Here is a 14,612-nt window from a genome sequence, read left to right on the forward strand (position 1 = left end):
TTTTACCAAAGCGCTGGGACGGATCAAGGAGTGGTGCCGAAAGAATCGACATCAGGCGGTACGCGAGCAGTGGAAAATGCTGAGGCAGAAACTGGAAGGACACTACGGATACTACGGGATAGCCGGGAATGCGGCGAGTCTTGGACGTTTTCGTACCGAGGTGGTGCGGCTGTGGCACAAGTGGCTCAGTCGTCGCTCCCAGAAGGCCTGGCTCGACTGGTCCACTTTCCCGCGGTTGCTGAAGCGCTACCCGCTGCCCCCGCCGCGCATGATTCGTCGGATCCACCGTTCGGTAGTGAAACCGTAGTTTCGAGGAGCCGGATGCGTCAATCGCGCACGTCCGGATCTATGGGGGGCAGGGGAACGTAAGTTCCTCGGTCTACCCGACTGCCCGAGACGGTCTGAACGGGCCGAGGCCGGTTCGGTGTGTTATAAACAGCCACTGGACCTGTCCCGGGAGGCGGATGAATGAAACTGCGTACCAAGTTGACGCTGTTGATGTTGCTGGTGGGCGTAATTGCGGCGATGCTGGTCGGCGGCATCGCCTACTGGTTGCTGATGCGTGACTTCCAGCAATCGGTGCAGGATCAGGCGTTCGATCACTTCCAGGCCGATGTCAGAGCCTACCTGAGCCAGTATGGCTCCTGGGAAAACGGGGTAACGCGGGAACCCTTTCCCCTGTTCGTGCGGCGCACGCGGATGCAGCTGCCGCCGTTGCTGAATCCAGGGATGCCGCGGCCCTTTGACGCAAGGGGCGCGCACCCCGGCCCATTGCCGGGTGATACCAGGCCGGATCCACGGGCGATGATGGGTGGTGTCGGGCCGGAGGATGGCGCCGGTCTTGCACGCGGTGGCGTGGCGCCGTTTCTGTTTATGCTCACCGACCCGTCTGGGCGGGTGGTGAAACCCGGTGGCGACTTTCGGTCGGGGGAACAGATCGATGACGCCCTGCGGGACAGTGCACGACCCATTGAGATGGATGGGCGGGTTGTGCTGTTGGCGGTTCCGCTTGGCGACCCGAATCTGACCATACAGGATCTGAGCTACCTGGCGGCCATGCGCAACGCCCTTGGCTACGGCCTGGTTGGCGCCTCGCTCCTGGCACTGCTGCTCGGTGTACTGTTCAGCCGTCGCGTCTGTGGGCGGGTGTATGAGCTGATCTCGGCTGTGCATGCCATGCGTGCCGACGGTGAGCTGGAGCAGGAGGTGCCGGTACGCAGCAAGGATGAGATCGGCGAGTTGGCCGAGGCCTTCAACCGCATGAGCCGGGAGCTGGCCGGCGCGCACGCGGAGATGCGCGAGGCGGCGGTGCGCGATCCGCTGACCCAGCTGCACAACCGGCGTTACTTCAACGAGCAGGCGGCGCTCGCGTTCGAACAGGCGGTGCGCTACGACCAGCCGTTATGCGTGATGATCGCCGACCTCGATCACTTCAAGCAGATCAATGACACTTTCTCCCACGGTGTGGGCGACGAGGTGCTGAAGCGGGTGGCGCAGCTGCTGCAGCAGAGTATCCGCAAAAGCGATATCCTCGCCCGTCACGGTGGTGAGGAGTTCGTGATCCTGTTCCCGCAGACCTCGCTGCAGCAAGCTTATGAGCGTTGCGAACAGCTGCGTCAGCAGATCGAGGCCAGCGACTGGCAGCAGGTGCACCCAAACTTGCGGGTAACCCTGAGTATCGGCCTCAACGATACGCTGGCGCTGGGCAGCATCGAAAAGATGCTCAGCGCGGCGGACGAGGCGCTATATGCGGCCAAGCGGGCCGGACGCAATCGCATCGAACCGGCGGCCGCCTGATATCGCCCCCGGACCTCAGCGCACGCAACGCACGTAGTTGTCGACCCTGATCTCGTCGCGCTGGCCGCCCTGGGAGCTGCGTCTCTGTACGCTGCTGTCCTTGGGGTCGCTGCGCTGGGCGCCGGCGCCATGTACGTCTATCCCCTCCGTTGAGGTGCACTTGCCGAAGCAGATGTAGTCCGCCTGCTGGATATTGTCGCCGTGGGTGGTCGAGGACCAGAACCAGCCGCGGTGATCCTGCTGGCGAAAGACACTGAGATCGAGCGCCGGGTCGTGGTGAGTGTAGTCGACGATACTCTGCAGCTCCTTGATATTGGGCAGACGCCAGTCGCTATGCCCCGCCAGATCAAGCTCTTCGCAGTAAGTGAGTGCTTGCTGCCAGTTGCGGGCGCGGCCGTCGTCGCTCTGCTGCCAGGTCAATGCACTGGCGCGGTCGGTCACCGTGCCGTTGCCGTTGTCGACGAAGTCATTCGCGCCCCAGCTCTCCCCGCGCACGCAGCGGTAGAACAGCTCCGACCGGCCCCCATCGGTCGGTGCCTGCTTGATATGGCCATCGAGAAAGTTCATGAAGAACGCCGCTTCCACACCTTTGCGATCCCAGTGGTCGCCGCTGTACAGCGTCGCGGACCAGGTCTGACCCATCATGTCGGTGGTGTGGGTGCTGGCGAAGGGATCGTCTTGCAGGATCGAGGCGTCGGGCTCGCGGATCTCGAACACCTCGTCCAGATAGGGGCGACGGCCCACCGAACCACGGAAATCGGCGATGGAGAACAGCTCCTTGATCGACGGCAGGCGCCAGTCGGTAAACCCACCCAGCGCCAGCTGTGCGCAGGCTTGCTGTGCCGCTGGCCAGCTCAGGCGATCGGCGTTATGCGCCTGCTGCCAGATCAGGCCGGTGATCCGGTCGCTGACGATGCCATCCTGCACTGCGTAGCTCGGTCCGGCACCGGCATACTGCGCATCCTGGCCGAAAAACGCCTGGCCCGGTTGTGGGCAGTCGATCATGCCGCGGGTGTCGAAACAGCTGCCCTGCTGCGTGTCGGGAATACGGCTGGTCACCTGCCGGGCCTTGTCGTCGGTGCTGGCGATATCGGCGCCCATCGGTGCGCCCTGGTGGCCCGATGCGCCAGCGCGGTCGTTACCGAACCGGGCGGAGGGCTGCTTGGCTTGGGCGGGTCCGAAGTTGGGGCTCATCCTGCCGGCTTGATTGTCGCCTGCAGGAGCGTGGCCGGCGAAATCGGGTACGCAGATTAGGCCTTCGGGTACCTGGTGACAGCTACCGCTGATCTGGCCGTGCGGTGCCCGGAAGCTGCACTGGTCTCCCCGGCTCTGCCCGCGGCAAGCCTCAATCGCCTGGGGAGGTGGACCGCCTGCCGGCGGCTGGGCGTTGGCAAAAGCGGTGGCCAGTAGCAGGGCGAACAGTCCTTTTTTCATCTGTGATCCTTGGTTCGTGCAGCGACGGTATGGGCGGATGACCTATTGGTTACTGTCGGTCTGGGTTTGCGTGTGTATCGCCCAGTCTATAAAAACAGCGTCGTTAATGGTTGCCGCTATCATAGGAGGTATGAGCGAATAGGGAGAAGCCAGTGGAGGCAACTTTACAAAAGTTTTGCATTTCATGGCGTTGAAGGCGGGCTTGGGCGGCCGGAGTTCAAGGCTTGAGCCTTAGGGATGTGGCCGGATATGAGGCGCAGGCGGTGCTCAACCAGCGCATGGATGGCATCACCGAGGCGATCTTCGAGCTGGAGAAGATGACCGAGTTCAAGCGTTAGCGTCGCTACCGTTTTCCATTAGGGTGCCGTATGAAGGCTGAAGTATCGTCAACCCAGGAGCGATTATTCAATCTGGTCGAGTGCTTTCAGGATGGCAGCATAATCGAAATTCTCGGCGAGATGACTAAGCCTCTTTTGCAGCTGTTTATCATGCGTGGTGCACCGTTGGATGGCGGCTTTTATGCGGTCGATTTCCAGGCTTTCGAGTGCGTCGGTAAGATTTCTGCGCAGATCAAGTGGCAGAGATTCCAGCATATCCGGGGTTAAACGGTCGTCATCTTGCTGATCTGCTGGCGCTGTTTCTCGGATAAATTCGACACCCAGGTGACTGGATAAGCAGTCGTAGATCTCGCCTGCACGGAACGGTTTGCGCAGGTAGTCGTCCATGCCGCCTGCGAGCATCTCGTCGCGCTGCTCGCGGAAGGCGGACGCGGTGAGCGCGACGATCTTCACCTCCCGGCCGCCGGGGAGTTCGCGGATGTGACGCGTCGCTTCCATGCCGTCCATCACCGGCATCCTCCGGTCCATCCAGATAAAGTGCGGCTGCCACTCCTGGAACAGCTCCACCCCCTGCCGGCCGTTTTCGGCGATCCTGACCTGGAAGCCGACCGACTCCAGCAGTTGGGACAGCAGCAGTTGGTTGTCGCGCTGGTCTTCGACGATCAGCACGCGGTAGGGTGGTTGTCCGGGAGCCAGACCGACCACTCGGCCCGCGTCGGTCTGCTGTGGCTTGACGATATCTTCGGCCTTCGCCTTGCTCAGCGGCAGGTCGATTCGGAACAGCGAGCCCTTGCCCTGCTCGCTCTGCAGGTCGATATGGCCGCCCATCATCTGCACGAACTGGCGGGTGATGGTCAGACCCAGGCCGGTGCCCTTGCTGCCGGCTCGTTCGCCCACCTGCACGAAGGGGTCGAAGATATGCCGCTGCTCTTGTGGCGTGATGCCGCAGCCGCTGTCCTTGACATCGATCAGCAGGTGGGTCCTCGAGTTCTCCTTGGTGCCCAGGCGGATGGTGACGCCGCCCTGGTCGGTGAACTTCAGCGCGTTGCCGACCAGGTTGACCAGGATCTGGCGCAGGCGCGCCTCGTCGCCGACGATGTAGTGCGGGAACAGGGAGGTCTGGTCGATGTTCAGGATCAGGTTCTTCTCCTCGGCACGCAGCTGCATCATGTCGGTGACGTCGCGTACCAGGGCGCCGAGGTCGAACGGGGCGTTTTCCAGCTCTACCTGACCGGCCTCGATCTTGGACATATCCAGCACATCGTTGATCAGACTCAGCAGGTGCTGACCGCTCCGGCAGATGATGTCGTTGTTCTTGCGCAGGCTTTCCGACAACGAGGGATCGCGTGACATCAGGCTGGAAAAACCGAGAATGGCGTTCAATGGCGTGCGCAGCTCGTGACTCATATTGGCCAGAAATTCGCTCTTGGCCTTGTTGGCGCTTTCGGCATCGGCAATGGCTGTCTTCAGGCTATCGGTGTATTGCTGCAGTTTCTCCTTGGTCTTCTCCACCTCTTTCAGTGCGCCCTCCAGCTCTTGGGTGCGCAGCTTGACGCTGATCTCGAGGTTGTCGTTCATCTCCTTGAGTTCCAGATGCGCCCTCTCCAACGCCGCCTCTCGCGCGTTGATCTCTTTGGACATAGTGTTGAACTGGTGAGCCAGGAGGCCGATCTCATCCTGTCGTGCTTCATCAAGCGCGATGGAAAAATCACCGGATGCAATGCGATTGGTAGCGTCCATCAACCGGGTCAGAGGCTGGGCGACCTGCCTCTTGAGGAAGAAGTAGAGGATCGATATCTCCAGCAGCAGGGCGAAAAGGCCAATGATCAGAATAAAACTGGCGGTCTTGAACGCTCCGCTCGAAATAATGGATTTTGGAAACACGGCAACCAGGTACCAGTCGGGACCATCCAGCCGCGTAATGCCCAGATATTCATCATCCAGCGTGTTATCAACGACACCTGCCCCGTTCTGGATACTGAGTTCGTATATGCGTTTCAGATTCGGATTATTGGCTTCGAGGATCGGAAAGTTTCCACCCTGAGCTTGGATGGCATCCATGAACTTAGGATGCGCGATGAGTTTTCCGCCGGCATCGAATATAAGATTGTAGGTGCCCTCCAGACGTTGAGTGATGGTGCGCTCGAAAAGTTCATGCAGCAGAATATCGGTGCTGACGGAGAGTATATGTTTATCGTTGGATATAACCGGCGTGGTGGATGATACCATCCAGTTGTCCGCGGCATAGTCGTAATACAGGTTGCTCCAGCTGGGTGTCGCGTCTGTTTGAGCGGCATCGTCAATGACGACAATATCGTCACCATTCTTGGTGTTCAGCGTCAGTTTTGCGTTGATCTCCCAAAAACCCGCTTTTAATCCCCAAGGGGTGTCTGGCCAGTACATGAATATGCCGTTTTCGGGGAAGCTGACATACAGGTTTACAAAGCGGTTATGCCATGCCGGGCCATACTGGGCCAGCATGTCATAGGCGATGGCAAGCGTGCGCTGAAAGGTTTGAGGAAAAGCCGAGCTGGCATCGTTGCCGCTGCCCAGGGTGCTGATGACGCCGGTGATGGCGTCGCGTTGAAAGAAACGATCGGCTATGCGCAAGGTGCCATCGAAATGCCGGTAGAAAAGGCTATCCAGCTTTTCACCGGGATTATCTATTGTCTGCTGTTCAAGGCGTCTGATTAAATCAGCGGAGAAGGCTTTTTGATTGTCCACGGCTAGCGTAAAGGGGAAGCTTTCCCGTATGCCGCGCTGGTGTATATACTCTCCCAGATCTTCAAGCGCCCTGGTTTTCAGGCTGGAGAATACATAGATATACGTGATGACCGTGATACTGAAAACTGCGACGGATATTCCGATGCTTATCTTTATGAGACTCCCTTTGGTCAGGGATCGCTTATAGTTTGAGCTTTTTGTCATGCCCGTCTCATCCATGCCGGATCCACGCGTTCATCCCACTTAGTCCAGCAGGGTCGACAAGGGCGGAGGTGTCTTGATTCCCAGGCGCTTGCCTATTCTGGGATTGAAGAACAGCTTGCCTTTCTTGTTGCGTGTCAGCGGTATCTTGCCGGGTGAAACACCTTCAAGCACCTTGAGGGCAGCCTGGGCCGCCCAGGTTCCCTGTTCGCTTGGAATATTGGCCACGCCCAACAGCGCATAGGGCATGACCCAGCTGTTCCAGGTGCCGACGGGTATTCTGGTGTTCTCCTCGACAAACCTTATGGCTTCCGCGTCGTTCCAGCCGCTGATACCGACGTGGTTAAGCATGATCGCCATATCGACTTCGTTCTGAAGTTCGATAAACATATCCTTCCACTCCTGGTAGTTCCGTGCGAAGTAAGCCTTTTTATACGATATACCCAGGCGATCTCGGTGATTTTGAAACTCCTTTCTTGCCGTTAGGGTGTTGGCCGAAATGAACCCGATACTGTCGCCTTTTGCATAGTATTTCAGGTCCTTTATGATCTCCGGAACCAGCGTCACCTCGACCATCCCGGTGATATTCATGGTCGGAAAACCATAGACGGACGCATCCCAGTTTACGGCGCAGAAGATAACGGGGGTATTCGAGTCTTTCAAATAGGGAACGACGACGTACTTCGATGCATTATCGTCACTGGCGATCACCACATCGGGCTCGAACTCATCGATGGCCGCTTTTACCCCCAAGGCCGCCGATTTAATGAATGCTTCGGATGTGTTGCGTTTGGTGTCCATATGGACAATCTTCAGTTCTACCGCGGTGTTATTCAGTACATCTCTGGCACCCTGTATAATGCCATCGCTCCACTCGAAACCCTGATGATAGGAGTCGATGAACAGTATCTTTTTGCCGGCGTGATCCCCTTGGGCCATTGTCGCTATCGAGAACACCCATAGAAGGGTAACGGTTATGAGGCGCAGGGGGCTGATCATGCTCTATTCCTGTTCGATAACAATGGAGCCGGCAGGAGCTGTATCGATGCCGAATTTTTTGCCGAGTTTAAGGTTGAAATACAGTTTTCCCTGCTTATTGTGTGTAATGGGTATCTTGGTGGGTGGCGTTCCATCCATAATCTTGAGCGCGGCCTGAGCAGACCACCTTCCCTGCTCCTCCGGTATTTTTATGATACCCAGTAGCGAGAACTGCATCATCCACTCGTTATTGGTGCCTGTCGGTATCCTTGAATTGTTCTCCACGAACTCGAGTGCTTTTTGATTATCCCAGTCGGGTATTCCGGCATTATTTAATATTATGGCCATATCCACATTGTCTTGAAGCTCCAGGTACATCCTTTTCCATTGTTCAAAACTGTCTACCAGGTATATCTGGTCGTACTTGATATTCAGTCTGTCGGTATGATTCTGAAGATTCTTTTGGCTGGTCAGCGTGTTGTCTCCAAGATATCCGATCCTGTTGCCTTTTGCGTATCTGCCCAGCTGTTTTATGACCTGGGGCATCATCGAGATCTCGACCATACCGGTTGTATTGTCATAGGGAAAACCATACTCCGAGGTATCCCAATTGAGGCCACAGAAGACGAAGGGCAGATCGGCATTCTTGTAGTAGGGCATGACCAGATACTTGGAGGCATTGTCGTCGCAGGCGATCACCACATCCGGTTTGAAACGCTCGATCTCCGCCTTGGCGCTCAGGGCCGCGGTGTTCTTGAATGATTCCGATGTATGTCGCTTGGTGTCCATCTCGATTCGTTTCAGTTCGATACCGGTATCCTGGAACACCTCCTCGATCCCCCGTGCGACACCGTCGCTCCAGGTGTAACCGGCGTGGTAGGAGTCTACATAAATAACCTTTTTGCCTGCATACTGGCCATCCGCATTTGCCAGCATGGAAACGTGTGTGATGAAAAGAGCAGAGGCTATACCGAATATTCGCTTAGTCATGGCTACCTGTCCTGTCCCTGATCCGGCCTTGAATAATCGGGTGTGAACTGTATCGACTACTCTTTCGGCTCTGGCGCACTAAGTATAGCCATATAAACAACTTTTCCGGCGGGACGGCTCGGTGTCCATGCAGGGTTCGATCAGGATACTCACCTCTTGCTAAACGCATGCAGTATTGCCTGGTAGTCGAAGTTTCTGGCGATTCGACCCAGTTTCTTCTGCAAAGCGGGATCATGCGCTGAAACGCACTGGATAGCGGTCTCGATGCGTTCGATCTCCAGGCTTTCCAATGCCTCGATCAGGTTGTCGCGCAACGCTTGCGGTAGGCTGTCCAGCATCTCCGGCGTCAGCGCTTCGTTCTCCTCCTCGGTTTCCGACGAGGTTTCGCGGATATATTCGACACCCAAAAGCTTTTCCAGGCAGTCGTAGATCTCCGAGGCTCGGAACGGCTTGCGCAGGTAGTCGTCCATGCCGCCCGCGAGCATCTCGTCGCGCTGCTCGCGGAAGGCGGACGCGGTGAGCGCGACGATCTTCACCTCCCGGCCGCCGGGGAGTTCGCGGATGTGACGCGTCGCTTCCATGCCGTCCATCACCGGCATCCTCCGGTCCATCCAGATAAAGTGCGGCTGCCACGCCTGGAACAGCTCCACCCCCTGCCGGCCGTTTTCGGCGATCCTGACCTGGAAGCCGACCGACTCCAGCAGTTGGGACAGCAGCAGTTGGTTGTCGCGCTGGTCTTCGACGATCAGCACGCGGTATTCCGGCTGGCCCGGCGCCAGGCCGATCACTCGGCCCGCGTCGGTCTGCTGCGATTTGACGATATCCTCGGCTTTCGCTTTGCTCAGCGGCAGGTCGATTCGGAACAGCGAGCCCTTGCCCGGCTCGCTCTGCAGGTCGATATGGCCGCCCATCATCTGCACGAACTGGCGGGTGATGGTCAGACCCAGGCCGGTGCCCTTGCTGCCGGTCTGTTCGCCCACCTGCACGAAGGGGTCGAAGATATGCTGCTGCTCTTGTGGCGTGATGCCGCAGCCGCTGTCCTCGACCTCGATCAGCAGGTGGGTCCTCGAGTTCTCCTTGGTACCGAGGCGGATGGTGACGCCGCCCTGGTCGGTGAACTTCAGCGCATTGCCGACCAGGTTGACCAGGATCTGGCGCAGGCGCGCCTCGTCGCCGACGATGTAGCGCGGGAACAGGGAGGTCTGGTCGATGTTGAGGATCAGGTTCTTCTCCTCGGCGCGCAACTGCATCATGTCGGTGACGTCCCGCACCATGGCGCCGAGGTCGAAGGGGGTGTGTTCCAGCTTGATCTGACCGGCCTCGATCTTGGCCATGTCCAGGATGTCGTTGATCAGGGTCAGCAGGTGTTCGCCGCTGTTGTTGATGATGCCGAGGTTCTGCTGCTGTGTCGCCGGCATTAGCGGGTCCTGCTGCATCAGGTTGGAGAAGCCGAGTATGGCGTTGAGCGGGGTGCGCAGTTCGTGGCTCATGTTGGCCAGGAAGATGCTCTTCGCCTGGTTGGCGATCTCCGCGGCGCGCTGTGACTTTTCGGCGCCCTCCTTGGCAAGCTGCAGTTGCCGGTTCGACTCGGCCAGTTCGTGGGTGCGCTCGGCCACCTGCCGCTCCAGCATCAGGCTGCGTTGCTGGATGCTCCTGACCCGTGAGCGGTAGGCGGCGAAGAGGAGGGCCAGAAGGGAGGCGGCAGAGGTACCCCTGAACCACCAGGTGGCCCACCAGGGCGGCGTGATGCGGATGTCGAGGCGAGCCCCCTCCTCGTTCCACACGCCGTCGTTGTTGGAGGCCTTGACGTGGAAGGTGTAGTTACCCGGGTCCAGGTTGGTATAGGTGGCGAGCCGGTTGCGGCTGTCGGTGTACACCCAGTCCGGGTCGAAGCCTTCCAGTTTGTAGGCGTAGCGGTTTTTCTGCGGCGCCCGGTAGTCGAGTGCGGCGAACTCAAGGCTGAGTGCTGTGTAGTCGTGGGGCAGGGTGATCGCCTTGGTGACGTTGATATGCTGCTGTAGCGGCGAGTCGCCGCCGACGGGAACCGGCTTGTTGCGCAGTTCGAACGCGGTCAGCACCACCGGCGGCGGATTGGGGTTGTCGGGCAGGCGGTCGGGAAAGAAGCTGTTGAAGCCCTTGGCGCCGCCGACGAAGATCTCGCCGTCGGACGTGCGGTATCCGGCGGTCGGCTCCAGCGCGTTGCTCAGCAGGCCGTCATGCTCGTCATAGCGGCGCAGGCTGCCGTCGGCCGGGTCGAAGCGCGCCAGGCTCTTGCCGGCGATCACCCACAGCTTGCCCTGGGCGTCGTCCGCCAGCACCGCGCGGATATCGGGGTAGGGGGTAAAGCGGTTGCTGTCCGGGTCGTACAGGTTCACGCCGCTATAGGTAGCGACCCAGATCCTGCCTTGGCGGTCCTGATAGGTCTGGTCGCTGGTGAGGCCGCTGAGGCCGTGCCGTTCCGGGGTAAAGTTCTCCGCCTTGCCGGTGGCGGGGTCGAAGCGGCTGATCGACGCGTCGCCGCCGACCCAGAGCCTGCCGTCGGCGGCGACGAAGACGTAGTTGAGGTTATCGTTGGCGATGCTGTCGGGGTTGTCCGGGTCATGCGAGTAGAGCGTGAAGGTGCCGGTGGTCGGGTCGAAACGCTGCAGGCCCGCGCCATATACCGCGAGCCAGAGCACGCCCTGTGCGTCTACGGCCACGCCGGAGACCCAGTCGGCGGCCAGGGCGTTGGGGTTGCCCTCCTCCACATGATACTGGGTCCAGGTTTCGCTGCTCAGGTCGAACCTGTTCAGTCCTGCGGTAGTAGCGACCCAGAGCCAACCGCGGGGGTCGTAGCGAATATCGAAGATATTGTTGTTGCTCAGGCTGTCGGGGTTGCCGGCGTCGGCCCGGTAGCGGGTGTAGCGGTTCGTCTTCCGGTCGAAACGCACCAATCCCTGATCCCACATGCCGATCCAGAAGATCCCCTCGCTGTCCTGGGTGATGGCGCGCACCCGGCCTGCCGGCAGTGAGTTGGGGTTGTCGGGCAGGTGCTGGAAGCGTGTGAAACGCTGGCCGGCGGGATCGTATCGGTCAATGCCGCCGAAGGTGCCGAACCAGAGCGCGCCGGTGCGATCTTCCGAGAAGTAGGGGGCGATGTCGGCGCTCAGGCTGTCGGGATTGCTCGGGCCGCTTTGGTAACGGATAAACCGCTGTTTCTCTTCGTCGAAGCGGTTGAGGCCGCCGCCCCAGGTGGAGATCCACAGCTCACCGCGGCTGTCGCGCATGATCCGAATCACCAGGTTGTGGCTCAGGCTGGTGTCGTCGTTCTCGTCGTGGAAATAACGAACAAAGCGGCCGGTGGTCGGATCGAGGTGGTTGAGGCCGTTGTCGGTGCCGACCCACAGGCTGCCGTCTGGGTCTATCCAGACCGTCTCGACATTGTTGTCGCTGATACTGCCGGGGGCGTTCGGGTCATGGCGAAAGTGGGTGAACACGCCGGTGTCAGGATCCAGCCGGTCCAGGCCGCCGCCATAGGTGCCGATCCAGAGCATGCCGTCGGCATCCTGGGTGATCTGCGACAGGGTGTCGAACGCCAGACTGTCCGGATCCTTGGGGTCGTGACGATAGTTGGTAAAGGTTTCGGTGACTGGGTCGAAACGGCTCAGGCCGCCGAAGGTCGAGACCCAGAAGATACCGTCCCGGTCCTGAAACGCGTACCAGGTGGTGTCGTTGGCCAGGCTGTTGGGGTTGTTCGGGTCGTGCCGATAGTAGCGCCAGGTATCGAGCACCGGATCGTGGCGGACCAGCCCGGCGCCGTAGTTGCAGAACCACAGGATGCCGTCACGGTCCTCGAGCAGGGTCTGGTAGAACTGGGGAGTACTGCCCTCGCTCCCCGGCGCCTGCGGGGTGAGGGTGCGTATGCTCATGCCGTCGTACTTGTTGATGCCTTGAACCGTGGTGGCCCAGATAAAGCCCTGACGATCCTGCACCACATCGAACACCGAGTTGTGCGACAGGCCGTCGTCGATGGTCAGGTGGTGAAAGACCGGGGGTTGCCGGGTGTCGGGTGTTTCCGCTTGCAGATGCGTGCCTGGAGTGAAAAGAAGGATAAGAGATAGGAGTGCCGGCCCAGGATTTTTCCTTGTTATCGGTTTGGCTTGCATGCTGTCCTCTGCTTCTATCTGTTATCGGCTGTTGATATGCCCGCCTTGCAGAGCTCCAGGAATCGATCGCCGGGCACGGAGCGGCTGTAATGAAACCCCTGTGCGTACTCGCAGCCCTGCGAGCGCAAAAACGCCTCCTGAGCGCCGGTTTCGACCCCCTCGGCCACTACGTTCAAGCCAAGACTGTGCGCCATGGCGACGATGGCCGACGGAATCGCATCGCCGCTATCGGTGCCTATGTTGCGTACGAACGAGATGTCAATCTTGAGTGTGTTGACCGGGAAGTCCTGCAGATAGGCCAGGCTGGAGTAGCCGGTGCCGAAATCGTCCACCGAGAGCAGTACGCCGAAATCGCTGAGGGTATGGAGGATGTTCAGGTTGGTCTTGCTGTGCTGCATCAGCAGGCTTTCGGTGATCTCCAGCTCGAGCTTGGCGGGCGGCAGTTGGTACTCCTCGATGATGCTCTGCACCGTATCGACGAAGCCGGCCGAATGCAGTTGTGGCACCGAGACGTTGACCGACATGCTCAGGTCGGTATAGCCCGCATCATGCCAGCGTTTGAGTTCTGCACAACTCTGCCGGATTCCCCACTCGCCAAGCACTTTGATCTGGCCGCTTGATTCCGCCACCGGGATAAATTCCGCCGGGGATATATAGGTGCCATCAGCCCTTCGCCATCGCATGAGTGCTTCTGCACCGATTATTTTTCCGGTGTTAAGTTCGATCTGCGGTTGGTACTCCATGCACAGTTCGCCCTCCCTGATCGCATCAGTCAGCAGGCTGGACAGGTTGAGATGTTCGTGCGCGGCCGTATCCAACTCAGTGGTGTAACGTTTGATCTCCGCCCGCCCCGCCTGCTTGGCGCAATACAGGGCAGCATCGGCGTTGCGCATTAGCCTGTCCGCATCCTTGCCGTCATCCGGGTAGACGGCGACACCGATGCTGGCGCTCACATGAATATTGATGTCGTTGATATAAAACGGCTCGCGTAGAGCCTCAAGCATGGTTTTAGCGGTAGCGATTACATCCTCATTTTCATCGTGCAGGGGAAGACAGATAACAAAATCATCTCCACCCAGCCTGGCCACGGCGTCGGCGGTCAGCGCCGCATCCTTTAATCGGTAGGCCACATCGCTGAGCAGCATGTCGCCGAAACGGTGACCCAAGGATTCGTTCACGATCTTGAACTGGTCGAGGTCGAGAAACATCAACGCGATCCTCTCATTGTATCGATGAGCCCGTTTGATCAACTGATCGAGACGTTCAGCCATTAAAAAACGGTTGGGCAGGTCGGTGAGTGAATCGTGAGTGGCGATATACCTGATCTGTGCCTCTGCGCGTTCGCGCTCCTCTATCTGATGACGCAAGGAAGCGTTGACGTCGAGCAGTTCCTGGGTGCGTTTTTGTACAAGTCGGTCAAGCTTTCTACGCAGCTCCGAGAGATCAAGATGGGTGTTGACCCTGGCAATCATCTCGGCGAGGTTTATCGGTTTGGTGATGTAGTCGACAGCCCCTAGGGAGAAGCCGTAAACCTTATCCGGTGTTTCCGACAGCGCGCTAAGAAAAATGATGGGGATATCGCTGATTTCGGGGATGAGCTTGATTTGACGACAGGTTTCGTAACCATCGATGCCGGGCATCATGATATCGAGCAATATAAGATCGGGTTTTGCCAGATGGGCGCGTTGAAGTCGCTTCAGCGCCTCATCTCCGTTTGTGGCGACCGCCACCCTGAAGTCATGACTCTCGAGACAGTCGACCAGCAACTTAAGGTTGCTGGGGTTGTCGTCGACAAGCAGAACGGTTTTGCGTTCCATATGATGCACATCCCACTTCCAGATCGCCCAGTTATACTTATCAGTTGTGGGTGTATATTAGCGCCCCAGGGAAAAGATCGATAGCCAACCAAAGGATCCGCTTTTGGTGGTGGCCAGGTGTGTAAATACCGGTCATGATAGGTATGCCGGTAGTATGGCTGATCTTGTCGATATTACGAATAGGTCCA

Annotated in this window: 7 protein-coding genes and 1 pseudogene; 2 read left to right on the plus strand and 6 right to left on the minus strand. The window is 58.7% G+C overall.

The genetic code is table 11. The features are described from left to right. Both KQ940_RS04745 and KQ940_RS04750 read left to right on the plus strand, forming a co-directional pair. Positions 1–307: pseudogene (locus KQ940_RS04745) on the plus strand (hypothetical protein); the annotation flags it as partial. 161 nt (positions 308–468) lie between these two features. Then, the gene (locus KQ940_RS04750) at positions 469–1,797 is read left to right on the plus strand and encodes a GGDEF domain-containing protein (RefSeq protein ID WP_217412265.1); all 1,329 of its coding nucleotides are present in this window, start codon (positions 469–471) and stop codon (positions 1,795–1,797) included. 15 nt (positions 1,798–1,812) lie between these two features. Here KQ940_RS04750 and KQ940_RS04755 read toward each other — a convergent pair whose 3' ends face one another. The 6 genes from KQ940_RS04755 to KQ940_RS04780 form a co-directional block, all read right to left on the minus strand. Then, entirely contained in the window at positions 1,813–3,231 is a 1,419-nt protein-coding gene (locus KQ940_RS04755) for an Lcl C-terminal domain-containing protein (protein WP_217412267.1), read from the minus strand. A gap of 401 nt (positions 3,232–3,632) precedes the next feature. Then, positions 3,633–6,293 (minus strand): ATP-binding protein, encoded by a 2,661-nt coding sequence (locus KQ940_RS22670; RefSeq protein WP_217412268.1) that lies wholly within the window; start codon positions 6,291–6,293, stop codon positions 3,633–3,635. 243 nt (positions 6,294–6,536) lie between these two features. Beyond that, complete coding sequence (locus tag KQ940_RS04765; protein WP_217412270.1) at positions 6,537–7,493, minus strand: ABC transporter substrate-binding protein; 957 nt, start codon at positions 7,491–7,493, stop codon at positions 6,537–6,539. A 3-nt stretch (positions 7,494–7,496) separates the two neighbouring features. Then, the gene (locus KQ940_RS04770) at positions 7,497–8,462 is read right to left on the minus strand and encodes an ABC transporter substrate-binding protein (protein WP_217412272.1); all 966 of its coding nucleotides are present in this window, start codon (positions 8,460–8,462) and stop codon (positions 7,497–7,499) included. Between the two features lie 149 nt (positions 8,463–8,611). Further along, positions 8,612–12,607, minus strand: coding sequence for a hybrid sensor histidine kinase/response regulator (locus tag KQ940_RS04775; protein ID WP_217412274.1), 3,996 nt, complete (start codon positions 12,605–12,607; stop codon positions 8,612–8,614). 14 nt (positions 12,608–12,621) lie between these two features. Further along, positions 12,622–14,424, minus strand: a complete 1,803-nt coding sequence (locus KQ940_RS04780) for an EAL domain-containing response regulator (protein WP_217412276.1) — start codon at positions 14,422–14,424, stop codon at positions 12,622–12,624. Positions 14,425–14,612 lie beyond the last annotated feature (188 nt).

Source organism: Marinobacterium ramblicola (assembly GCF_019084545.1).
Lineage (GTDB): Bacteria > Pseudomonadota > Gammaproteobacteria > Pseudomonadales > Balneatricaceae > Marinobacterium_D > Marinobacterium_D ramblicola.

What these genes read in the sequence shown, in the direction of transcription:
- KQ940_RS04775 (WP_217412274.1), bottom strand. Translation starts at nt 12,607, where the DNA reads ATGCAAGCCAAACCGATAACAAGGAAAAATCCTGGGCCGGCACTCCTA.
- KQ940_RS04780 (WP_217412276.1), bottom strand. Translation starts at nt 14,424, where the DNA reads ATGGAACGCAAAACCGTTCTGCTTGTCGACGACAACCCCAGCAACCTT.
- KQ940_RS04755 (WP_217412267.1), bottom strand. Translation starts at nt 3,231, where the DNA reads ATGAAAAAAGGACTGTTCGCCCTGCTACTGGCCACCGCTTTTGCCAAC.
- KQ940_RS04770 (WP_217412272.1), bottom strand. Translation starts at nt 8,462, where the DNA reads ATGACTAAGCGAATATTCGGTATAGCCTCTGCTCTTTTCATCACACAC.
- KQ940_RS04750 (WP_217412265.1), top strand. Translation starts at nt 469, where the DNA reads ATGAAACTGCGTACCAAGTTGACGCTGTTGATGTTGCTGGTGGGCGTA.
- KQ940_RS04765 (WP_217412270.1), bottom strand. Translation starts at nt 7,493, where the DNA reads ATGATCAGCCCCCTGCGCCTCATAACCGTTACCCTTCTATGGGTGTTC.